Source organism: Stenotrophomonas sp. YJH_SMC_43, from assembly GCF_059372535.1.
On record NZ_JCAFVQ010000003.1, the window covers coordinates 677,485 to 699,358 of the forward strand.

The window sequence follows — 21,874 nt, forward strand, 5'->3', positions numbered from 1 at the left end:
GTCTCAGGTGTCGGTCGGGCGGGTCTGGCGCAGGAAATGGCCGGTCACCAGCCACGCGCCCAGCCAACCCAGCAGCAGCGTGCCGAGCAGGACCAGGCTGCCATGCAGCAGGTCCAGGCCATGCAGCACGAACGGGCTGCCGTAGCTGCGCGAGAGTTCGGCCAGCGGCAGGCGCAGGGCGGCGCCGGCCGCAGCAATCAGGGCCAGCGCCACCGCGCCGGCACCCAGTCCATACCACGCGCCCAGGTACAGGAACGGGCGGCGAATGAAGCCATCACTGGCGCCGAGCAGCTGCAGCACGCCGATCTCTTCGCGACGCGCCTGGATATCCAGGCGCACGGTGTTGCCGACCACCAGCGCGGCGCCCACGCCGAGCAGTACCGACAGCACCTGCACCAGCCGTGCGCCGAACGCCAGCCAGGCATCCAGACGCTGGCGCCACAGTGCGTCGTGCTGCACCAGGTCGGCCTCGGGCAGGCTCTCCAGCGCGCGCGCCAGGCGTGCGTCGTCCTTGCCCTGGCCCGGGGTGATCACCAGCAGCGAGGGCAATGGATTGTCGTTGAGTGCGTCGATCGCCTCACCGAGGCCGGCATCGCGCAGTTCCTGCAGGCCCTGCTCGGGCGTGCGCACGTTCACTTCGGCCACGTCGTCGCGGTCGCGCAGCTGGCCGGCCAGGCGCAGTGCGCCGGGACCATCGACGTTGCCCTTCAGGAACACGTTGATGTCGCGCGACTGCTGCACGCTGCCGGCGAACTGCTTGAGGTTGTCCAGCGCGATCGACAGGCCAAGCGGCAGGGCCAGTGCCAGCGCCATGACCATCACCGTCAGCAGGGTCGCCCACGGCTTGCGGCAGGCGCGGCCAAGGCTGAACACCACGCTGTGCACGTGGTGCTGGAACCAGACGCCCACGCGCGAGGGCGCGGCGGCTTCGCTGTTTTCGTTCTTCGCCATGCGTTACTCCGCCAGGTCCTGCGGCGAGATGTCATCCACCAGCCGGCCGTGGTCGAGGATCAGCACGCGCTTGCGCATGCGACGCAGCAGCGGCAGATCGTGGCTGACCACCAGCACGCTGGTGCCGCGCGAGGGCAGCTCGGCGAACAGGGCCATGATCTCCGCGGCCAGGGTCGGGTCGAGGTTGCCGGTCGGCTCATCGGCCACCAGCAGCTTGGGTTCGCCGACGATGGCGCGGGCGATGCCGACGCGCTGCTGCTCGCCGGCCGACAGCTGCGAGGGCAACGCCTTCTCGCGATGGCCCAGGCCCATCCGCTCCAGCACCGAGCGCACGCGCTTGTTGATGTCGCCACGGCGGGTGCCGCGCAGGATCAGCGGCAACGCCACGTTCTCGGCGATCGAGCGGTCCATCAGCAGGCGATGGTCCTGGTAGACCGCACCCACCGCGCGGCGGTGGCGGGGCACGTCGCCGCCACGCACCTTCAGCAGGTTGCGCTCGTCGAACACCACCGCACCGCGGCTGGGCCGCTCGTCCAGGTGGATCAACTTGAGCAGGGTGCTTTTGCCCGCACCGGAATGGCCGGTGACGAACAGCATCTCGCCCGGCGCGACCTCGAAGCTGACATCGGTCAGTGCCTCGTGGCCACCGGCGTACTGTTTGCTGACATTGTCGAAGCGCAGGACACTCATGCCCCGATTATGCAGGAGCGGCGCGACGTCGTGGAGATGGTCGGTGCCACCGGCCCCGCCTGGTGGGTGCCGACCGTTGGTCGGCACACCTTTCAAAGCCACCCGACCAACGGTCGGGTGCTACCCGCTGATCGGCAGTACCGATCAGTTGCCCGACAGCATCCGGCGGATCTTGCGGCCGATGCGGGTCAGGAACGAATCACCGGTATCAGCGGCGGTACGCACCGGCTTGGCCACCACCTGCACCGGGGTGACCGGGCTGGCGCCATTGCCGGCAGCGCTCTGCACGCCCTCGGCACCTTCGACCGGACGGCCGTGGCGACGACGACGGCGCTTGCGCGGCTTGTGCTCGCCGTCCACCGCACCTTCCGGTGCGCCTTCGGCGCGCGGCGGGCGCGGCGGACGCGGGGCCTGGGCAACGGCGCCTTCGGCACCGGCGGCCGGGGCGGCAGCGCCCTGTTCGCCCTCCACGCGCGGCTTGCGCGGGCCACGCGAACGGCGCTCGCCGCTGCGCTCACCGTCGCGACCACCACGGCCACCACCGCCTGAACGGCCGCCACTACGGCCACCGCCCCGACGCTCTTCCTCGGCGGCGCGGGCTTCGCGCGCTTCGCGGAAGATCTGGCCGACGCTTTCGTTGTCCTCGCCTTCCTCGCCTGCTGCGGGGGCCGGGCGTTCCGGGCGCGGCAGCGGGGTCAACAGTTCCTTGGTCACCGGCTCGGACGGAATCTTCTGCTCGATATAGGCCTCGATGTCCGGCAGGCCCATTGCATAGCGCTCACAGGCGAAGCTGATCGCGTCTCCCTCTTCACCCAGGCGCGCGGTACGACCGATGCGGTGCACGTAGTCTTCGGCATCGAACGGCAGGTCGTAGTTGTAGACGTACTTGATGCCGTCGATATGCAGGCCGCGCGCAGCCACGTCGGTGGCCACCAGGATTTCCAGCTGGCCCTTCTGGAAGCGGTTGAGCAGGCTCTCACGCTTCTTCTGCGGCACGTCGCCGGACAGCACGCCCACGCGGTAGCCGGCCTTTTCCAGCGAACGCGCGACACGCTCGACGAACACCTTGGTGTTGACGAAGACCATGGTGCGCGCGCCTTCGCTGCGCGACAGCAGGCCCAGCAGCAGTGGGATCTTCTCGTCGTCGGCCGGGAAGTAGATGCGCTGGCGCACGCGCGCGGCGGTGATGGTCTCGGCTTCGACCACCAGCTTCTGCGGCTCGTTCATGTGCTCGTAGGCCAGCTCCAGCACGCGATGGCTGAGGGTGGCACTGAACAGCAGGGTCTGGCGGGTGGTGCGCTCGGGCATGCGGCGCAGCAGGAAGCGGATGTCCTTGATGAAGCCCAGGTCGAACATGCGGTCGGCTTCGTCCAGCACGCAGATCTCGCAGGCGTGCAGCGACACCACCTTGTGCTGCTTGACGTAGTCGATCAGGCGGCCCGGGGTGGCGATGATCACGTCCACGCCCTGCTGCAGCAGTTCGCGCTGCTTGTCGTAATCCACGCCGCCGTAGACCAGCGCGAAACGCAGGCCCAGGTCGGAACCGAACTTCACTGCATCCTTGTGGATCTGGATGGCCAGTTCGCGGGTCGGGGCGAGGATCAGCGCGCGCGGATCTTCCGGCTTGCGGTCGGCCAGGGCCGGACGCGTCAGCAGGCGGTTCACGACGGCGACCAGGAAGGCCAGAGTCTTGCCGGTGCCGGTCTGGGCCTGGCCGGCAACGTCACCACCGGGCAGCGCGACGGGCAGGGTCAGCGCCTGGATCGGGGTGCAACGGGTGAATCCGGCTCCTTCAAGGCCGGCCTGCAGGGCCGGGTGCAACTCAAAGGAGGAAAAGGTCAAATCGGTCAGCGGTTTGTCGCTCATGAGTCCGTCTTGGTATGGCCGCCGGCCCGTGGGGCGGCTGGCACTTCAGCGTCTAGGGGCACCGTCGCAAACTGCGGCCCCTGCGGCGGGTTGGCAGGCTGGGACCACCCGGTCCGCGCGCCGCACAATGCCCCAGTTTAACGCACTCGGGCCAGCAAACCGGAATGACCTGTCTCATAAAGTCAAGAGACGGCGCCCTTCACCCAGCCACACCGGACTTGAACGGCCCTGCCAGGCCCGCTGGTGTCGCCCACTGCCAGCCCCATGTACAGGAAGACAGTGAAATCCGACACATACCAGGCATCGAAGCGATCACGATACGCTGGGTTCCAGCCGGCGCCTGTCCCTGCCCTGCGATAGGGGTACACTGCCGGCCGTGAGCGTCCAGGCATCCCGCCGAACGCACCGCGGCAGTGCGCCGCGAGGCAACGACGAGGGTCGCGCCACCGGGCATGGCCCAGTTCACCCACCTCCGGCATGGCCGGGTGCAATCCAAGACGAGAAACCAAGATGAGCGACAAGGTTGTACATGTCGGCGACGCCGACTTTGATAGTGCAGTGCTGAATTCCAAGGAACCGGTGCTGGTCGATTTCTGGGCCGAGTGGTGTGGCCCGTGCAAGATGATCGCCCCGGCGCTGGACGAGCTGGCCGATGCCTACCAGGGCCGCGCCAAGATCGCCAAGGTCAACGTCGACCACAACCGTGCGCTGGCCGCCAAGTACCACGTGCGTTCGATTCCGTACCTGGTCGTGTTCAAGGACGGCGAGAAGGTTGGCGAGCAGATCGGTGCGGTGGGCAAGGCCCAGCTGGCCGGCCTGCTGGACAAGGCCCTGGCCTGATTGCTGCTGTTCTCCGGCAGCCGCCGACCGCGGCTGCCGGCGGGCGCCCCGCGCCCATGATGAATGCTGTTCCCGGCAGCCCTTGCACGGCGCCGCAGGCCGATGATAGTGTCGGCATATCCGGCCGCGTTCGCGTGCCGCACCCTCTGGACGCAGTTTCCTCCAGACCCATTCCCAACGTTCGCCGCCCCAGCCGGGCGCTCGCACCTTCAAGCGAGGAATAACGCTCTTGTCCGATAACACTTCCGAAACCGGCAGCGCCGATGCGCCCGCCGAAAAGCGCGTGCGCAAGCCCCGCGTGAGCAAGGCCGCCGCCCCGGCAGCCGCCGAAACCAGCGCCGCTCCGGCGCAGCCGACCCTGCCGCTGGCCGCCGCGCCCGAGGCACCGGCTGCTGCCCCCGCACCGAGCGCGCCCGCCGCCGAGGCCCCTGCCAGCAGTGGCGGCGGCGAAGGCGGTGAGGGTCGCGAATCCGGCCAGCCGCGCCAGCAGAACCACCAGGGGGGCGGCCAGAACCAGGGCCAGAACCCGTACAACCAGAACGGCCAGCAGGGCCAGGGGCAAGGCCAGGGCAACCGCCGCGACCGCTTCCGCAACCGCCGCGACCGTGACCGCAACAACCGCTTCCGCGACGACGGCCTGCCCAACGATGGCGGCGAGCAGCAGCCGTTCGTGCCGCGCCCGCACGCCAACGTGCCCGAGGGCTTCCCGGTCTATTCGCTGAGCGACCTCAAGCGCATGCCGGCGCAGAAGCTGCTGGAAATCGCCGAGCAGCTGCAGATCTCCGAAGGCGTGGCGCGCGCCCGCAAGCAGGATGTGATCTTCGCCCTGCTGAAGGTGCTGACCCGCCACGGTGACGGCGTCGCCGCCGATGGCGTGCTGGAAATCCTGCCGGACGGCTTCGGCTTCCTGCGCGCGGCCGAAGCCAGCTACCTGGCCGGCCCGGACGACACCTACATCTCGCCCAGCCAGATCCGCCGCTTCAACCTGCGCACCGGTGACCACATCTCCGGCCGCATCCGCTTCCCGAAGGACGGCGAGCGCTACTTCGCGCTGAACATCGTCGACACCATCAACGGTGAGCCGATCGAAGCGTCGAAGAACAAGGTGCTGTTCGAGAACCTGACCGCGCTGTTCCCGCGCCGCCGCTTCACCCTGGAGCGTGGCAACGGTTCGTCGGAAGACATCACCGGCCGCATCCTCGACCTGATGGCCCCGCAGGGCAAGGGCCAGCGCTCGCTCATCGTGTCGCAGCCGAAGGCCGGCAAGACCATGATGATGCAGCAGGTCGCTACTGCCATCACCACCAACCACCCGGACGTGCACCTGATCGTGCTGCTGATCGACGAGCGCCCGGAAGAAGTGACCGAAATGCAGCGCACCGTGCGCGGCGAGGTCATCAGCTCGACCTTCGACGAGCCGGCCGCGCGCCACGTGCAGGTGGCCGAAATGGTCATCGAGCGCGCCAAGCGCCTGGTCGAGCACAAGAAGGACGTGGTGATCCTGCTCGACTCGATCACCCGCCTGGCTCGTGCCTACAACAACGTGGTGCCGAGCTCGGGCAAGGTGCTGACCGGTGGCGTGGACGCCAACGCCCTGCACCGCCCGAAGCGCTTCTTCGGTGCCGCGCGCAACGTGGAAGAAGGCGGCAGCCTGACCATCATCGCCACCGCGCTGGTCGACACCGGCTCGAAGATGGACGAGGTGATCTACGAAGAGTTCAAGGGCACCGGCAACAGCGAAGTGCACCTGAGCCGCCGTATCGCTGAGAAGCGCGTGTTCCCGGCCATCGACATCAACCGTTCGGGCACCCGCCGCGAAGACCTGCTGATCGAGCCGGAACTGCTGCAGAAGATCTGGATCCTGCGCAAGCTGCTGCATCCGATGGATGAAATGGCTGCGATGGAGTTCCTGCTCGACAAGATGAAGAACACCAAGTCCAACGACGAGTTCTTCGGTTCGATGAAGCGCTGATCCACGGCGCTGCATCGGAAGAAACCTGCCGCTCGCTGCGGCAGGTTTTTTTTTGCCTGCAGGGCGACGCACTTCACTTCGCCGCCGCCCACTTTTGGCGATAATCCGCCGGCCCCTGCCCGGCCCTGACGGCCTGGCCACCGATTCCCGCTGTCGCCCCTTCCGGAGAACCGGTCGGGTCCAGCCTCCTGCCGGATCCGTCGACGCATGCGAACGCTGTCTCCCCGCCTCAACCTGGGCAAGCTGATCCTCGCCCTGGCCCTGCTCAGTGCCATCATCGCCCTGGCCAACACCCTGCTGGCCAGCTACCGGGTGCAGCGCGACCAGCTGGTCGGCAACACCCTGGAAGCCAACCGCGTCTATGCCACCAAGCTGGCCGAGACCACCCAGAACTTCCTGCTGGCTGCGCAGCAGCAGCTGGCCTATGCCGCAACCCGCCTGGGCGAGCACGACCTCGATCCGAAGCAGGCCCAGGATGAAGCCAGCCGCCTGCAACTGCAGTCCAGCAGCTTCAACTCCTCGCTGGTGGTGGACGCCGACGGCCTGGTGATCGCCACCTCGCCGCAGACCCTGCAGCTGCAGGGTGAGGTGCTGCACAGTGTCGGCAACAACGCGGCACTGGCGGCGCGCCAGCCGATGATCAGCGATCCCTACCAGTCGGCCACGGGCAAGCTGCTGGTGTCGCTGTCGCACCCGATCTTCGACCGCCAGGGTCGCTATCGCGGCTATGTAAGCGGCACCCTGTACCTGCGCCAGCGCAGCGCACTGCACACGCTGCTGGGCAAGCACTACTACCGCGACGGTTCCTACCTGTACGTGGTGGACCGCAATGGCCGCCTGCTGTACCACGCCGATGGCAAGCGGGTGGGTGACTACGTGGTCGGCAACCCGGCGGTGAAGGCCGTGGTGCGCGGGGAGCGTGGCGCACAGCAGGTACGCAACAACCGTGGTGTGTCGATGCTGGCCGGCTATGCGCCGGTGGCGGCCACTGGCTGGGGCATCATTGCCCAGCGCCCGACCGAGGCCACCCTGCAGCCGCTGTCACGGTTGATGACCGCGGTGATCTGGAATGCGATTCCGCTCGGCCTGCTGTCGCTGCTGGTTACCTGGTGGTTCGCGCGCCGCATTTCGATGCCGCTGTGGCAGCTGGCGCGCAATGTGCAGGGCGGCGAGGACACCGGCAATGCGATCAACCATGTCAGCGGCATCCGCGCCTGGTACTTCGAGGTCGCCCAGCTCAAGCAGGCCGTGCTGCACAGCTTCAATGCCCTGCAGGATCGTATCGGCACGCTCAACCGTGCCAGCCGCACCGACCCGCTGACCGGCCTGCTCAACCGCCGCGGGCTGCAGCAGGCGCTGGACGCGCTGCAGGTGCAGGGCATTCCGTTTGCGATCCTGGCGCTGGACATCGATCGCTTCAAGTCGATCAACGACAGTTACGGGCATGACGTCGGCGACAACGCCATCGTCCACATCGCCGACCAGATGCGCCGCTACTCGCGCGACAGCGACATCCTCTGCCGCGCTGGTGGCGAGGAATTCCTGCTGCTGCTGCCGGGCATCAGTACTGAATCGGCCCGTCAGGCCGGTGAACGCCTGCGCCAGCACATCGCCGACCATCCGTTCGAACCGGTCGGCACCATCACCGTATCGCTGGGCGTGGCCCACTTCCCCAGCTTCCATGTCGACGCCGAGCAGGCATTGCGGCTGGCCGACAAGGCGCTGTACATGGCCAAGGAACAGGGCCGCAACCGGGTGGTGGTCTACCCGTACGCCGACTGACGCGGAGCCGGGCTGCCCGGCTCCGCAGCGGGTCTCAGCTCTGTTGCAGCGGGGTCAGCAGGCGCAGGCCGCGCTTGGCGCCGTCCACCATGTAGACGCCGCCTTCCGGCAGCAGATCGCTGCCGGCCTGCTCGACCGGGTCGGCCTCGTGCCACGGCACGCTCTGCCGCGGCCCCGGAATGAAAGCGCGCCAGCGGCCATAGCGTTCCGCCTCTGCATTGGGATCATGGTTCAGGGCGAAGTTCACCGGGATGCGAACCGTCCAGCTGTCCCGGGTGCTGTCCTCGCCGGTGGTCGGTGGCTTGAAGGTCCAGGTGCGGGCGGTGCTGACGCTGGCTCTGGCCAGGATGTCGCGCATTTTGGCCAGGGTCCGCTCGGATGCGACCACGGCCATGTTCACCTGCTCGGCGGCCACGTCGGCCACTGTTCCGTCGCGCGCCACCTTGACCAGCAGCAGCACCTCACCCTGGCCACCGTTTCGGTAGGCCGCCTCCGGGTAGCGCGGCGGTGTCATGTGCAGCGGGGTCACCGAACCAGTGGCCTCAGGATCGTACTCGCTGAAGTCGACACTGGTCATGCTGATTTCATAACCGCCGTCGGCCGCAGCCTTGCCGCGCAGGCGAACGCGCAAAGGGGCCCGCGTGGCCACCGCCTGGCCATCACGCAGCGTGGGCTCGAAGCGCCAGCCACCGATGGTGCCTTCGACGAAGGAGGCGATGCTCGGGGCGACCATGGCTTTCTGGTCCAGCACCAGCGAACTGACCGCGCCCTCCGGCGTGACCTCGATATGACCGGACAGCACCATGCTCATTTCCGCAGTCGCACGTACAGCGCGTGCGGTCTGCGCAGTGGCGTCACCTGCAAGCAGGGGGGCGCCGGCACCGACGGCCAGCGCGAGGGCGAGAAACAGTGGAGAACGCATCATTGCCGGATCCTTGGTGATGAACAGCGAGCGTACCTCAGTCCCAATACCCATGACAGCCGGCTCAGGCCAGCCGGTGTGCACCCGCATAGGGCGGCGTATCCGGATAGTCCCCTCGTGCGAAGCGTTCCTGCAGGCCCTGCCACCAGCCCGGGTCGAACAGGTGCCGGTAGTGCTCGCGCACGGCTGCCAGCTCCGCAGCCGGCAGGCCCATGAATGGACCGAAGCGCTCGGGAAACACATCGCGCGGGCCAACATGGAACCAGGGCTCGTCGGCCATGGCCTCCTCCGGCGTACGCGGCTGCGGCCACGCACGGAACACGCAGTCGCTGACCAGGCACAGCTCGTCATAGTCGTAGAACACGGCCCGGCCGTGCCGTGATACACCGAAGTTCTTCGGCAGCATGTCACCGGGGAAGATGTTGTTGCGCGCCATGTCGGTGATCGCCTGCGCGTAGTCGAGTACCGCCGCGCGCACCGCCTCACCGCCCTGCTCGCGCAGGTACAGGTTCAATGGACGGAAACGGCGCTGCACGTAGCACAGTGCGATCTCCACCTCATCGCCATCAGCGCGTACGCTCTGCGCGCACTGCTGCAGCAGTTCGTCCAGCAGGGCCGGCGCGAAACGCGCGCGCGGAAAGCGCAGATGACGATAGGGCTGCGCATCGAGCAGGCGGCCGACACGATCGAGATTGAACACCAGCGCGTACTTCTCTTCCACCTGCTGCCGCGACATCGCCTTGGGCCACGCGAAACGGTCGCGGATCAGCTTGAACACCAGCGGATAACTGGGCAGCGTGAACACCGCCATGACCATGCCCGGCGTGCCTTCGGCATGCACCAGCCGCTCCTGCGGGTGCTCGTTGAAGTGGCGGAAGAACGTGCGGTAGCGCTCGGTCTTGCCCTGCTTGGCACGTCCCAGCACGGTGTAGATCTCATCGATGGGCTTGCCCGGCAGCAGGCTGCGCAGGAACACCACGGCATCGCCCACCGTACCCAGATCGGCCTGGAAGTAGCTGCGCGACACGCCAAACAGATGGGCAACATCACGGCGCCGGGTCAGCACCGCATCGGCACGCAGGCCGCGCGCGTCGTTGACCAGGGCAATCACGCAGGGTGAGAAGCGGTGCTCGCCGAATACACGTCCAACCAGATAGGCGCGGCGCTCGCGGTAGAACACGGTGTCGAGCAGTTCGATGCTGCGTACCGGCGTGTCCCCCCAATGGGCGAGGTCGTCCTGCAGGCGAACGGCGATGGCCGCCGCGCAGCGCAGCTGGTGCGCATACGGAATGTCGAAACGATAATCGGCCAACACGCGTTGCAGGGCCTCCACCGGCCGCGTCGGCGAGACGGCATAGGTATGGCGCGCGACGGGATGGGTGATTGCATCGGAAGGCTCGACGTCGAAAGCAATGAATTCCAGCGCCGGGTCCACGCCGCGGGTAGCGAACAGGCGCCGCGACAGCGTGTTGTAGAAGGTCTTGTACAGCTCGGCGTCGATCAGGCCCTGCAACAGCGCGCTGTAGCCAGCGTGCACCTGCAGCCACAGCGCGCGCTCGCCGATCGCGTCACCGGCGAGGCGGCGCAACGCATCCATCTGCTCGGCGATGCACAGGTCGTAGAGGGCGATGCGCTCAACCGCATCCTGTCGCGCACCGGCCCAGTCGCGCTGCTCGAAGCGCTGCCGCGCCCGCGCGGTGATCGCCGCGAAGCGGGCATGGTACTGCTCGAAACCATCGCGGATGGCACCGGCGATACGCGGCGCCAGCTCGGTAGCGATGTCAGGCTTGGACATGCATGGCTCACCCGGGAAGACCGGCTTTACCATACGCTGGCGTGGGGTTGCTTGTGTAGAGCCGAGCCCATGCTCGGCTGATCCAGGCAGAAGCAGCCGAGCATGGCTCGGCTCTACAGTAGCAAAGAGCAGTCGGGCGGGCTCGACTCTACCGAAGCCAATGGCTCAGATCGCCAGTTCGGACTCCACGTCCTGCACCTTGCGCCGGGCCAGCGCCAGGTTGGACTTGGTACGGTCCAGCACGATGTAGAAGAACAAGCCCTTCTTCTTCGCCACCGGGCGCATGATGTGGTACGCCTTGCCCAGCGAGATCAGGATGTCCTCGATGCTGTCATTGAGGTTCAGCGACGCGGCGGTCTTCATCTTGGCGCGGATCACTTCGGTGTTGCCGGCGGCGGCCACTTCCATGTCCATGCCGGCACCGGCCTCGCCCAGCAGCATGCCGCTTTCGTAGTCGACCAGCGCCACTGCCTGCGCGCCGTCGATGCCCATCAGTGCGTTCAACGATTCATTCAATCCAGCCACGTCGCACCCCTTGTCGATGTTGGTTCGAGCCCCTCGTTCCCCTGCGGCCGGGCTCACGATCCGCCGAGTTCGGCCAGGATCGCCTGGCCACATTCCCTGCTCTGCCACAGCACCTGGCCGATCACGCTGCGCTGGTCGCAGGCCGCCATCAGCAGCAGCGGTGCACGTCCCTCGGCCTGGATCGCCAGCATCAGCACCTTGCCGCCGGCCGCCTCCAGCATCAGCGTCTGCAGATCCCCCAGCAGCAGTTCGCGCCCGACCGCCGCGGCCAGCGCCAGCATCGCGCTGGTCATTGCCGCCAGCCGTTCGCCGCGCCCTTCGGCACCAGCGCTGACCAGGGCAAAGCCATCGACACTGGCCAGCACTACCGTGCGCACGCCTTCCACCCGCTGCTGCAGGTCCTGCAGCAGCGGCTGCAGGCGCGCACGCTGGCCGGCATCGGGCAGCACCGCCATCTGCCCGTCAGCCATGCGCGGCCACCAGTGCGTGCGCTTCCATTTCGCTCATCAGTACATCCATCAGCAGCAATCCCTGTTCGCGGTCGCGGGCATCCACCGCCAGCAAAGGCAGCGGTTGATCATCCAGGCTGGCGCGTGCAGCCCAGTCGTCCAGCGCAGCGTGCGGCGCCTGGTCGAGATGGGTGACCGCCACCACCAGCGCCAATGACGCTGCGAACGGCTGCAGCACCTGCAGGTAGTCCTCCAGCTCGCCGGCCAACCCGGCACGGCGCGCGTCCAGCAGCAGCACCGCACCACGTGCCCCCTGCAGCAGGATCGGCCACAGGAAATCAAAGCGCTGCTGGCCGGGTGTCCCGTAGAGCCGCAGGCGTTCGCCGTTGGGCAGGTCGATGTCTGCGTAGTCCAGCGCGACGGTGGTGGAGGCCTTGTCGGCACCGAGGCGATCACTGTTGGCCACATCGGTGTCGATCACCGCACCTGCCGCGATGCTGCGCACGAGTGTCGACTTGCCGCTGCCCATGCCACCGAGCACGACCACCTTGTGCTCACGCATTGCGCTCGCTCCCACGCAGGTGGCGCCACAGGCGGGCAAGCAGGCCGTTGTCGGTGCCATTGCCGCGTAGTGCCGTCATCGGTGCCGCCGGGGCGCTCTGCAACTGTGCGTAACCGCAGAGATAGGCGGCATGGATGAAATCACGCACCGCCGCAGCCGGCAACTCGAGCAGCATCGCGCATTCTTCAACCGTGCACGCGCGCTTGAGCAGCAGCGAACACAGGCGGAAGCCATCGTGGTCATGACCCAGCACGCGGAAATCCGGCCAGCGCAGCACCTTCACCGAGGCGCCACGCAGGCGTTCGTCCAGTGCCTGCCAATGTCGGCTGCGCTGTGCCCACTGCCACAGCAGGGGCCGCAGTGGCTGGCGCGGCCGCTCACCGGCCAGGGCCTGCAGGCGAGCCGGCGTGAGCGCATCCAGCTGCAGGCGCTCGAAGGCATCGGCCAAACGCTCCACCAGCGCGCTCGCGGGCTCCTGCAGCAGCACGGCCTGGTCATGCTCGAGGTCCATCAGCAGGACGGGGTCACCCGCGTCACTCAGCAGTGCCTGCCCCTGTCGCAGCGGCAGCCGCTCGCGCAGCAGACGGGTGATGGCATGCGCACCATCAGCCAGGCGGATCGGTGCGGGTGCGTGCATGGTCAGGGGCTCCACTGCCAACTGCATCCCGCGCAGGGCGCGGCCGATGGCACCGTCATCAAGTATGCCCTGATGGCCATCGCCGTCGCGCAGCTGGCCCCCCAGATCCTCGATCCAGCACTGCAGTCGCGGGCGTTGCTGGCGCATGCGCAGGGCCGCGTTGCGCAGCGCCGGCGTATCGCGGATGACCAGCAGGTCGCAATCGTCCAGATCCTGGCTGCGGCGGATCTGGCCGTCCGGCAGCGCCGATGCTACGCGTAGCCGCTGCAGCAGGGCCTGCTCGCCCTGGATGTCGGTTCCCACTACCAGCACGCGTGCCATCCGTGTTCCCCGTGCGGCCACCTCCCCGGTGGCCTCGCGTCGCCAAGGCTAGGACATCGCCAGCGGCAGCCGTCGTGATCGACTGCTCAGATCGGAAGCGGTTGCAGACGGTGTCCGATCGGTTCTGCGACAGCCATCGCGGGCAAGTTTCATGCCGCTTTGACGGCATTCCGACAGCCAACGGATGTCACGGTTCTGGACGCGGGTCGAATGGGGCCGCCCAAAAAGAAACCCGCGCCGAAGCGCGGGTTCCGGGGTCACGACCGAACGGCGACGGATCAGCCGCGCAGCTGCTCCAGCGCGGCGTTGAAGGTCGCGCTCGGGCGCATCGCCTTGCTGGCCTTGGCCACGTCCGGGCGGTAGTAGCCGCCGATGTCCACGGCCTTGCCCTGCACCGCGATCAGCTCTTCAACGATCTTCTGCTCGTTGTCGGTCAGTGCCTTGGCCAGCGGAGCGAAGCGCGCCTTCAGTGCAGCATCTTCGTCCTGCGCGGCCAGGGCCTGGGCCCAGTACAGCGCGATGTAGAAGTGGCTGCCACGGTTGTCGATGCCACCCAGCTTGCGCGACGGCGACTTGTCGTTGTCCAGGAACTGGCCGTTGGCTTCGTCCAGGGCCTTGGCCAGCACACGGGCGGCAGCGTTGTCGTAGCGGTTGCCCAGGTGTTCCAGCGAGGCGGCCAGGGCCAGGAACTCACCCAGCGAATCCCAGCGCAGGTAGTCCTCTTCGACGAACTGCTGCACGTGCTTCGGCGCCGAACCACCGGCACCGGTCTCGAACAGGCCACCACCGGCCATCAGCGGCACGATCGACAGCATCTTGGCGCTGGTGCCCAGCTCCATGATCGGGAACAGGTCGGTGAGGTAGTCGCGCAGCACGTTGCCCGTCACCGAGATGGTGTCCTCGCCCTTGCGGATGCGGGCCAGCGAGAACGAGGTCGCTTCCACCGGTGGCAGAATGCGGATGTCCAGGCCGTTGGTGTCGTGGTTCTTCAGGTACTGCTCGACCTTGGCGATGACCTGCGCGTCGTGGGCGCGGGCGGCATCCAGCCAGAACACGGCCGGGGTGCTGCTCAGGCGGGCGCGCTCGACGGCCAGCTTGACCCAGTCCTGGATCGGCGCGTCCTTGGTCTGGCACATGCGCCAGATGTCACCGGCTTCCACAGCGTGTTCGAACACCACGGTGCCAGCGTCGTCGGTGACCTTGACCACGCCATCGGCGGCGATCTGGAAGGTCTTGTCGTGCGAGCCGTATTCTTCGGCTTTCTGCGCCATCAGGCCGACGTTCGGCACCGAGCCCATGGTGGCCGGGTCGAAGGCCCCGTGCGCCTTGCAGTCGTCGATGACGGCCTGGTACACGCCGGCGTAGCAGCGGTCCGGAATGACCGCCTTGGTGTCCTGCAGCTTGCCTTCGGCGTTCCACATCTTGCCGGAGTCGCGGATCATCGCCGGCATCGAGGCGTCGACGATCACGTCGCTCGGCACGTGCAGGTTGGTGATGCCCTTGTCCGAATTGACCATCGCCACGCCCGGACGCTGTGCGTACTCGGCAGCCAGGTCGGCTTCGATGGCGGCGCGGGTGGCTTCCGGCAGCGACGGCAGGCGCGCAGCCAGGTCACCGATGCCGTTGTTGGCATCGAAACCGGCCTGCTTCAGCACGTCGGCGTGCTTGGCCAGCACGTCCTTGTAGAACTCGTTGACGGCCACGCCGAACATGATCGGGTCGGAAACCTTCATCATGGTCGCCTTCAGGTGCAGCGAGAACAGCACGCCCTGGGCCTTTGCATCGGCGATCTGCTCAGCGATGAATGCGGCCAGCGCCTTGCGGCTCATCACCGCGGCATCGACGATCTCGCCCGCCTTGACCGCGGTCTTTTCCTTCAGCACGACGGTGCTGCCGTCCTTGCCGTGGAAGGTGATCTTCAGCGCACCGGCGTTGGCCAGGGTGGCCGACTTCTCGCTGCCGTAGAAATCACCGGCGGCCATGTGCGCGACGTGCGACTTCGAATCCGACGCCCAGGCGCCCATGCGGTGCGGGTGCTTGCGCGCGTAGTTCTTCACCGACAGCGGTGCGCGGCGGTCGGAGTTGCCTTCGCGCAGCACCGGGTTCACCGCACTGCCCTTGACCTTGTCGTAGCGCGCCTTGTAGTCGCGCTGCTGGTCGTCGGCCGGGGTTTCCGGGTAATCCGGCAGCGGATAGCCCTGGTCCTGCAATTCCTTGATGGCCGCCTTCAGCTGCGGCACCGAGGCGGAGATGTTCGGCAGCTTGATGATGTTGGCGTCCGGGGTGGTCGCCAGCTGGCCCAGCTCGGCCAGGTCGTCGCTGACCTTCTGCGCGTCACTGAGCAGTTCCGGGAACAGCGACAGGATGCGGCCGGACAGCGAGATGTCACGGGTTTCCACCACGATGCCTGCGGTGGCGGTGTAGGCGCCGACGATCGGCAGCAGCGACTGGGTGGCCAGGAACGGGGCTTCGTCGGTCAGCGTGTAGAGGATCTTGGACATGGGGGACTTGGACTCTGTAGCAATGCTCAGGGGAAGGCCGGCGCCAGCGCCGGGCCACGTGCAACCGTGTCGCTTTCCCCCGTCGCCGTCAGGGTGGGCGCGCGGCGGGGAAACCCCTGCATTGTCGCGTTTTCAGCCGCGCGGGGCAAAGCCACGCCATACGCGGCGGTACTGGACCGCTGTGTTTCGTCGTTGGCTCGCTTCCGGTCTGGAAGCTGAGGCTTGATGGCTAATTCGACTTCCCGCTCGTGGAGGCACGCATGACCCACTCCGACAATCGCTGCCCCCACTCGGCACGCCTCGGACAGGTCAACGTCTGTGCGCGCCTGCTTTGCTGGAAGTTGCAGACACGGAATCCCCCAACGACGGCGGCCAGGCTGGCGAGTTCATCAGCCGTCGCTGCAGAACCTCGGATGTGCAGCGAACCGGCGCCAGATGATCCGGGTCGAACGTAGACGTCGTACCGGGTGGAAGGTCCTTCCGCCCTTGCATACCCCGACACGACATATCCGCCATCCGTGAAGCGCAGATCCGGCGTGCTTCCTGGCACAGGCTTTTCGGGGGCATCGCCCTCGTAGATCAAGGCGACTTCCCTACCATTACGCCTGATGCGGTGCAGACCAAAGTCAACAGGTGCCTCGTAGGTCACGGACATGTCTGTCGGCACCCGCACACAGGCGCCGTATAGGAAGTGGTCGCAACTGTAGCTCCAGAGATTCGCGGGTCCCATTGCGAGCGTGAGCGCAATCCAGCTGAGCATCCTATCCCCTACCTGGCCGTGTTCCGTTCAGCGTATACCGGCAGCCCCCTCCCCAAGCGGGCATCGCCAATAAAAAAGGACGCAGCCTCGCGGCTGCGTCCATCGTGAGCCCTGCCGGGAGAGAGTCGGCTGGACTTACTTGACCTCGAACTCCTGCGGCGTTCCGGCCGCCTTGCCATCGACGGTGACTTCGGCGCGGTACTTGCCGGCCGGCCAGCCCTTTGCATTCTTGAAGGTGACGTTGGTGGTTTCCGCACCGCTGGTGTTCAGCGTGGCATTCTGTTCGCCGGCCACCTGGCCGTCCTGGTAGGTCAGCTTCGCGCCAACGGTGACGTTGTTGGCGGCACCGTCGGTCTTGACCGAGACGATGATGTCGTCCTTCGGCGCGAACAGAGCCGTCGTCGCAACCGACTTGTCGGCGGCTGCGGTCTTGCCGACCGTGACCGCCGAGACGCTGACAGCAGCGGCTTCTGCCATCGGCGGCGGCGCGCCGGTCATCGGGGCCGGTGCTGCCGGTTCGGCCGGAGCAGTCGCTGCCGGAGCGGCATTGTTGTCGGTCGACTCTTCTTTCTTCTTGCAACCGACCAAGGCGACGCTGCCCAGCAGGGCGGCGATCAGGGCGGTCTGGAGCGGGGCGGTCTTGATCATTCGGGGTTCCTCCCAGGGATTGTCGGACGGCGTTCTGGCCGGCTTACTTCGGCGGCAATTTCAGGGTCTGGCCCGGGAAGATCTTGTCCGGGTCATCAAGCACATCGCGGTTGGCTTCGAAGATCTTCTTCCAGGCATTGGCGTCGCCCAGATGCTGCTTGGCGATCTTCGACAGCGAGTCACCCTTCTGCACGGTATAGGTGCCGCCGCTGACAACGTCTGCGGTGCTGTCCACCGAGGCGCTGACGCCGGAGAAGTCCGCCTTCGGCACCTGCTCGGCGGTACTGTCGACGCTGCCACTGACGCCGGAGAAATCGGCTTTCTTCTCGGTACTCATCCACAACTCCCGTCTGCATGACTACGTGGTTCGCACGGTGCCATGGAGGTTGTTAAATGGGGATGGTGCAGATGTGAAGCCGCCCCCGGGGGCGGCTGAACAATCGGGAGAGAAGGTGTCCGGTCGTGCCGGCCGCTGGCCGGCTTGCCCTGGACACCGGTTCCACGTGGTTGCCGGCCAGCGGCCGGCACGACCGGTAACCGCCTGCTGGGTTACTGCCGCAGTTCGCGGTAGGTCGCAGCCGGGGCGGCGATGCCGGGACTGGCGCGCCAGGGATTGATATCCAGGCCACCACGGCGGGTATAGCGGGCCTCCACTTCCAGCCACTGCGGCTGGCAGCGCGAAGTCACCTCGCTGAAGATCCGCTCAACGCACTGCTCGTGGAACTCGGCGTGCTCGCGGTAGCTGACCAGATAGCGCAGCAGGCCGGCACGGTCGATCTTCGGCCCGCGGTAACGCAGGCTGACCGTGGCCCAGTCCGGCTGGCCGGTGACCGGGCAGTTGGACTTCAGCAGCGACGAGACCAGGGTCTCTTCCACCACCTCGCCCGCATCGGCGGCGAGGAAGTCCGCCTGCGGCGGACCGTAGCAGTCGATCTCCACGTCCAGCCCGTCGATGGATTCACCGAGCGGCGTCTCACGCAGGCCCGGCAGGCCGAACTCGACCTGGACCGGCGCACCGGCGCAGGCCGACAGGTCGGCCACCAGGCGCTCGCGCAGTGCCTCTGCGCTGTCGATGCGGGTGCTGTTGAGGGAATTGAGGTACAGCTTGAACGACTTCGATTCGATCAACTGCGGCGAGGTGCACGGCACCTGCACGGTGGCGACGGCCACCTGCGGCTTGCCGCGCGGATCGAGCCAGCTCAGCTCGAAGGCGTGCCAGCGGTCGTGGCCGACGAACGGCAGCGCGGCGTCATCGAGGCCGATCTCGGCGCGGGCGCCGCTGCGGGGGATGGGGAACAGCAGGCCGGGATCGTACTGCGACGGGTAACTGACCTCGCGACCGAGGCTGGAATCCTGTGGGGTGTTCATGGGCGTCATTGTATCGCGCGGAGGGCGGGCCTTCGGCCGGGCCGGCCAACGGCGGAGCCCCTCCGTGGCGGTTCAGGGCAGGATCTCGGGGTCGGCCGGGAGGGTGGGTTGGCTGGGGGCCGCTGCAAGTACGTCCATGTAAGCTCGGTCGCCGCATCCATGCGGCTCACGCCCCCAGCCAACCCACCCTCCCGGCCACGGACAGTTTCCTGCGCCACCACGGGAAGGATCAGAAAAATCAACATCAAAAGCCGATCCTTCAGACGTTCATGACGTCCGCCGTGTCGACCAAGGTCGACACCTACCAAAGCAGGATGTCGTTCTGACAGCAGCAGGAAACTGTCGAAGGCGGGGTGGGTCCGGTTGAGGGGGTGTCCGCGGCATGGATGCCGCGGCCAAGCCCCCAGGGACGGGTTTACGGCGTCCCCCTCAACCGGACCCACCCCGCCATCCCACGGAATGCACGCTTTTGACGTTGACGTTGATTTGAGCGGGTGCAGGGCTGCAAGCCCTGCCGGAAACCCTCACCCCGCCGGAGTGCCGGTACCGTGCAGGTAATCCAGGCTCACCTGCAGCAACGCGCGCAATCCCACATCCAGCGCCTTCTCATCCAGCAGGAACTTCGGCGAATGATTGGCCGGTGCCGTCGCCGGGTCGATGCCCACGCTGGTGGAACCCACGAAGAAGAACATGCCCGGCACTTCCTTCGCGTACAGCGAGAAATCCTCCGCACCCATCTGCAGCGGCGGCTCGTACACGTTGTCCTTGCCCACCACCGCCTGCAGGCTCGGCAGCATCTTCGCGGTCAGTGCCGGGTCGTTCACCGTGGCCGGGTTGCCATCGGCCTCGTAGATCTCGGTCACCGCCTTGGCGCCATGCGCGGCGGCGGTGTGCTCGGCCACGTTGCGCAGGTCGGCAAAGATCTGCTGGCGCATGCCTTCGTCGAAGGTGCGGATGGTGCCAACCATCTCCACTTCATCGGGAATGATGTTGTAGCGGATGCCGCCGTTGATCGCGCCGAAGGTCAGCACGGCAGGCTGCTTGGACAGGTTGGCGCGGCGGCTGACGATGGTCTGCGCGGTACCGACCAGATCGGCGGTGGCGACGATCGGGTCAATGCCGTTCCACGGTGCCGAGCCATGCGTCTGGCGACCGGTCACCTTGATCCCGAAGCGGTCCGACGCTGCCATCAGCGGGCCACCGCGCACCGCGATCTGTCCGGCCTGCACACTGGAGAACACGTGCAGGCCGAATACCGCCTCCGGCTTGAAATCGGCGAACAGCCCTTCCTTCAGCATGAGTGCGGCACCGCCCTCTTCCGGCGGCGGCGCGCCCTCCTCGGCCGGCTGGAAGATCAGCATCACCTGGCCCGGCAGGTCCTTCTTCATCGACACCAGTGCTTCGGCCACGCCGAGCAGCGTCGCGGTGTGCGCGTCGTGGCCACAGGCATGCATCACGCCCACGGTCTGCCCGCGGTACTGGTCAGTGGCCTTGGAAGCGAACGGCAGGCCGGTCTGCTCGGTCACCGGCAGCGCGTCCATGTCCGCGCGCAATGCGATCTTCGGGCCCGGCTTGCCGCCTTCGATGATCGCCACCACGCCGTGGTGGGCGATGCCGGTCTTCGGCTTCAGGCCCATCGCCCGCAGGCGCTTGGCGACTTCGGCCGAGGTACGCACTTCGCGGTTGGACAGCTCCGGGTGCTGGTGGAAATCACGACGCCACTCGATCACCTTGGACTGCAGCCGCTGCGCGGCGGCGGTCACTTCCGGGCGCTGCCCGTCCTGGGCGTGGGCAAGGGCCGGCAGGGCCAGCAGCAGGGCGGACAGCAGCAGCGAACGGCGCATCACAATCTCCACGGCAGGGGGTTCCAGCTGAATGTAGGGCAACACTGCCGCCACGGGAACCTCCGGCGCGGCATCCGGTCTTAGCGCCCGTCCCATCCGTCATGCAGGAAACGTGATGTGGCACAGGTATGCTTTGCGCATTGCCCCCGGGTCGCGCCCGGTCCAGCCCTTTTGGAGTCCTCGTAATGTCACGTGTTTGGAAGATCGTGCTGCTGGTCGTGGCAGTGCTGGTGCTGGCCGTGGTCGGCCTGCGGGTCATCGGCGGCGGCAAGGACGAGGCTGGAAAACCGGCTGCGGGCGCGCGCCAGGGCGGCGAAGATCCGGATGCGGGCCCGGTGCCGGTGACCGTGGTCGATGCCACCCGCCAGGACGTACCGGTGTACGCCAGCGCGCTGGGCACGGTGACCGCAATGAATACCGTTACGGTCAGCCCGCAGGTCGGCGGCCAGCTGATGAGCCTGAATTTCCGCGAAGGCCAGGAAGTGAAGCAGGGTGATGTGCTGGCGGTGATCGATCCGCGCACTGCCCAGGCCAGCTATGACCAGGCCGCGGCAGCCAAGCGCCAGAACGAAGCCCTGCTGGCCACCGCGCGCTCCAACTACCAGCGCTCCAACGCGCCGGAATACCGCCAGTACGTCGCCAAGACCGATCTGGATACACAGCGAAACCAAGTGGCACAGTACGAAAGCGCCGTGGCCGCCAACGAGGCCAGCATGCGCTCGGCGCAGGTGCAGCTGCAGTACACCAAGGTCACCGCACCGATCTCCGGCATCGCCGGCATCCGCGCGGTCGACGCGGGCAACGTGGTCAACGCCGGCACCGCGCTGGTCACGCTGACCCAGATCCATCCGATCCACGTGCTGTTCAACCTGCCCGAGCGCCAGCTGGGTGATGTGCGCCAGGCACAGGCCGCCGGCACGGTGCCGGTGGCCGCGCTGGACCGCGCCGACTCGCATGTTCTGTCCGGCGACGGCAAGCTGGACGTGGTCGACAACCTGATCAGTGCGGACAGCGGCACGTTCAAGGCACGTGCGGTCTTCGACAACACCGACAATGGCCTGTGGCCGGGCCAGTTCGTCAACGTGCGCATGCAGCTGCGCACGATCGCCGGTGGCGTGGTCATCCCGACCCAGGCGGTGCTGCGTGGCCCGGATGGCGAATACGTCTATGTCGTGCAGGGCGACAACACGGTGAAGATGCAGACCGTGCGCAGCGGCGTGGAAGTGGGCGACAGCCAGGTGCAGATTGCCGAAGGCCTGAAGGGCGGCGAGCGGGTGGTCAGTGAAGGCCAGTTCCGCCTGAAGCCGGGCAGCAAGGTCACCGCACTGAAGCCGGGCCAGACCCCGGCCGCACCGACCGAGGCCGAGCTGAAGGCGGCCGAGCAGAAGAACGGTGGCGGCGGTGGCCGTCGCGGTGGTGGCCCGCGCTGAGCGCAGGCGAC

Annotated in this window: 18 protein-coding genes; 4 read left to right on the forward strand and 14 right to left on the reverse strand. The window is 67.1% G+C overall.

Annotation, left to right across the window (positions count from 1 at the left end; translation table 11 throughout):
• Positions 1-3: 3 nt before the first annotated feature.
• The 3 genes from ftsX to rhlB form a co-directional block, all read right to left on the reverse strand.
• The gene (ftsX, locus tag AC5QAH_RS15295) at positions 4-951 is read right to left on the reverse strand and encodes a permease-like cell division protein FtsX (protein ID WP_135275325.1); all 948 of its coding nucleotides are present in this window, start codon (positions 949-951) and stop codon (positions 4-6) included.
• A 3-nt stretch (positions 952-954) separates the two neighbouring features.
• Positions 955-1,641, reverse strand: a complete 687-nt coding sequence (ftsE, locus tag AC5QAH_RS15300; protein WP_005419728.1) for a cell division ATP-binding protein FtsE — start codon at positions 1,639-1,641, stop codon at positions 955-957.
• A gap of 144 nt (positions 1,642-1,785) precedes the next feature.
• Positions 1,786-3,507, reverse strand: a complete 1,722-nt coding sequence (gene rhlB / locus AC5QAH_RS15305; RefSeq protein WP_010481045.1) for an ATP-dependent RNA helicase RhlB — start codon at positions 3,505-3,507, stop codon at positions 1,786-1,788.
• A 510-nt stretch (positions 3,508-4,017) separates the two neighbouring features.
• Here rhlB and trxA point away from each other — a divergent pair.
• From trxA to AC5QAH_RS15320, 3 genes are all read left to right on the forward strand, one after another.
• Complete coding sequence (gene trxA, locus AC5QAH_RS15310; protein ID WP_005411275.1) at positions 4,018-4,347, forward strand: thioredoxin; 330 nt, start codon at positions 4,018-4,020, stop codon at positions 4,345-4,347.
• A 229-nt stretch (positions 4,348-4,576) separates the two neighbouring features.
• Positions 4,577-6,319: a transcription termination factor Rho gene (gene rho / locus AC5QAH_RS15315; RefSeq protein ID WP_029379723.1), complete on the forward strand. Its 1,743-nt coding sequence runs from the start codon at positions 4,577-4,579 to the stop codon at positions 6,317-6,319.
• Positions 6,320-6,526: 207 nt separating this feature from the next.
• Positions 6,527-8,101 (forward strand): sensor domain-containing diguanylate cyclase, encoded by a 1,575-nt coding sequence (locus AC5QAH_RS15320; RefSeq protein ID WP_010481036.1) that lies wholly within the window; start codon positions 6,527-6,529, stop codon positions 8,099-8,101.
• 34 nt (positions 8,102-8,135) lie between these two features.
• Here AC5QAH_RS15320 and AC5QAH_RS15325 read toward each other — a convergent pair whose 3' ends face one another.
• From AC5QAH_RS15325 to AC5QAH_RS15375, 11 genes are all read right to left on the reverse strand, one after another.
• On the reverse strand, positions 8,136-9,026 hold the full coding sequence (locus AC5QAH_RS15325) for an energy transducer TonB (RefSeq protein WP_029379722.1): 891 nt from the start codon (positions 9,024-9,026) through the stop codon (positions 8,136-8,138).
• Positions 9,027-9,087: 61 nt separating this feature from the next.
• Positions 9,088-10,818 (reverse strand): bifunctional isocitrate dehydrogenase kinase/phosphatase, encoded by a 1,731-nt coding sequence (gene aceK / locus AC5QAH_RS15330; protein WP_241874394.1) that lies wholly within the window; start codon positions 10,816-10,818, stop codon positions 9,088-9,090.
• A gap of 165 nt (positions 10,819-10,983) precedes the next feature.
• Positions 10,984-11,343, reverse strand: a complete 360-nt coding sequence (locus tag AC5QAH_RS15335) for a hypothetical protein (RefSeq protein WP_043397376.1) — start codon at positions 11,341-11,343, stop codon at positions 10,984-10,986.
• 53 nt (positions 11,344-11,396) lie between these two features.
• Entirely contained in the window at positions 11,397-11,813 is a 417-nt protein-coding gene (locus AC5QAH_RS15340) for a roadblock/LC7 domain-containing protein (RefSeq protein ID WP_057502417.1), read from the reverse strand.
• Entirely contained in the window at positions 11,806-12,354 is a 549-nt protein-coding gene (locus AC5QAH_RS15345; protein WP_010481027.1) for a GTP-binding protein, read from the reverse strand. The genes AC5QAH_RS15340 and AC5QAH_RS15345 overlap by 8 nt, the downstream gene beginning before the upstream one ends.
• Positions 12,347-13,312, reverse strand: coding sequence for a hypothetical protein (locus tag AC5QAH_RS15350; protein ID WP_241888739.1), 966 nt, complete (start codon positions 13,310-13,312; stop codon positions 12,347-12,349). Before AC5QAH_RS15350 ends, AC5QAH_RS15345 begins: the two co-directional genes overlap by 8 nt.
• Positions 13,313-13,590: 278 nt before the next feature.
• Entirely contained in the window at positions 13,591-15,813 is a 2,223-nt protein-coding gene (locus AC5QAH_RS15355; RefSeq protein WP_071305941.1) for an NADP-dependent isocitrate dehydrogenase, read from the reverse strand.
• 895 nt (positions 15,814-16,708) lie between these two features.
• Positions 16,709-17,221, reverse strand: coding sequence for a hypothetical protein (locus AC5QAH_RS15360; RefSeq protein ID WP_126560168.1), 513 nt, complete (start codon positions 17,219-17,221; stop codon positions 16,709-16,711).
• Between the two features lie 43 nt (positions 17,222-17,264).
• On the reverse strand, positions 17,265-17,558 hold the full coding sequence (locus AC5QAH_RS15365) for a LysM peptidoglycan-binding domain-containing protein (RefSeq protein WP_005419771.1): 294 nt from the start codon (positions 17,556-17,558) through the stop codon (positions 17,265-17,267).
• Between the two features lie 212 nt (positions 17,559-17,770).
• Positions 17,771-18,589 (reverse strand): NADPH-dependent 7-cyano-7-deazaguanine reductase QueF, encoded by an 819-nt coding sequence (gene queF, locus AC5QAH_RS15370; RefSeq protein WP_241888738.1) that lies wholly within the window; start codon positions 18,587-18,589, stop codon positions 17,771-17,773.
• Positions 18,590-19,113: 524 nt separating this feature from the next.
• Positions 19,114-20,433: a M20 family metallopeptidase gene (locus AC5QAH_RS15375; RefSeq protein WP_313412877.1), complete on the reverse strand. Its 1,320-nt coding sequence runs from the start codon at positions 20,431-20,433 to the stop codon at positions 19,114-19,116.
• Positions 20,434-20,618: 185 nt separating this feature from the next.
• On the opposite strand from AC5QAH_RS15375, the gene AC5QAH_RS15380 reads away from it, so the two are divergent.
• Positions 20,619-21,863, forward strand: coding sequence for an efflux RND transporter periplasmic adaptor subunit (locus AC5QAH_RS15380; RefSeq protein WP_233653652.1), 1,245 nt, complete (start codon positions 20,619-20,621; stop codon positions 21,861-21,863).
• The last annotated feature ends 11 nt before the right edge of the window (positions 21,864-21,874 follow it).

What these genes read in the sequence shown, in the direction of transcription:
- ftsX (WP_135275325.1), bottom strand. Translation starts at nt 951, where the DNA reads ATGGCGAAGAACGAAAACAGCGAAGCCGCCGCGCCCTCGCGCGTGGGC.
- ftsE (WP_005419728.1), bottom strand. Translation starts at nt 1,641, where the DNA reads ATGAGTGTCCTGCGCTTCGACAATGTCAGCAAACAGTACGCCGGTGGC.
- AC5QAH_RS15355 (WP_071305941.1), bottom strand. Translation starts at nt 15,813, where the DNA reads ATGTCCAAGATCCTCTACACGCTGACCGACGAAGCCCCGTTCCTGGCC.
- AC5QAH_RS15350 (WP_241888739.1), bottom strand. Translation starts at nt 13,312, where the DNA reads ATGGCACGCGTGCTGGTAGTGGGAACCGACATCCAGGGCGAGCAGGCC.
- aceK (WP_241874394.1), bottom strand. Translation starts at nt 10,818, where the DNA reads ATGTCCAAGCCTGACATCGCTACCGAGCTGGCGCCGCGTATCGCCGGT.
- AC5QAH_RS15325 (WP_029379722.1), bottom strand. Translation starts at nt 9,026, where the DNA reads ATGATGCGTTCTCCACTGTTTCTCGCCCTCGCGCTGGCCGTCGGTGCC.
- AC5QAH_RS15375 (WP_313412877.1), bottom strand. Translation starts at nt 20,433, where the DNA reads ATGCGCCGTTCGCTGCTGCTGTCCGCCCTGCTGCTGGCCCTGCCGGCC.
- AC5QAH_RS15320 (WP_010481036.1), top strand. Translation starts at nt 6,527, where the DNA reads ATGCGAACGCTGTCTCCCCGCCTCAACCTGGGCAAGCTGATCCTCGCC.
- AC5QAH_RS15345 (WP_010481027.1), bottom strand. Translation starts at nt 12,354, where the DNA reads ATGCGTGAGCACAAGGTGGTCGTGCTCGGTGGCATGGGCAGCGGCAAG.
- rhlB (WP_010481045.1), bottom strand. Translation starts at nt 3,507, where the DNA reads ATGAGCGACAAACCGCTGACCGATTTGACCTTTTCCTCCTTTGAGTTG.
- trxA (WP_005411275.1), top strand. Translation starts at nt 4,018, where the DNA reads ATGAGCGACAAGGTTGTACATGTCGGCGACGCCGACTTTGATAGTGCA.
- AC5QAH_RS15340 (WP_057502417.1), bottom strand. Translation starts at nt 11,813, where the DNA reads ATGGCTGACGGGCAGATGGCGGTGCTGCCCGATGCCGGCCAGCGTGCG.
- AC5QAH_RS15365 (WP_005419771.1), bottom strand. Translation starts at nt 17,558, where the DNA reads ATGAGTACCGAGAAGAAAGCCGATTTCTCCGGCGTCAGTGGCAGCGTC.
- AC5QAH_RS15380 (WP_233653652.1), top strand. Translation starts at nt 20,619, where the DNA reads ATGTCACGTGTTTGGAAGATCGTGCTGCTGGTCGTGGCAGTGCTGGTG.
- queF (WP_241888738.1), bottom strand. Translation starts at nt 18,589, where the DNA reads ATGAACACCCCACAGGATTCCAGCCTCGGTCGCGAGGTCAGTTACCCG.
- AC5QAH_RS15360 (WP_126560168.1), bottom strand. Translation starts at nt 17,221, where the DNA reads ATGATCAAGACCGCCCCGCTCCAGACCGCCCTGATCGCCGCCCTGCTG.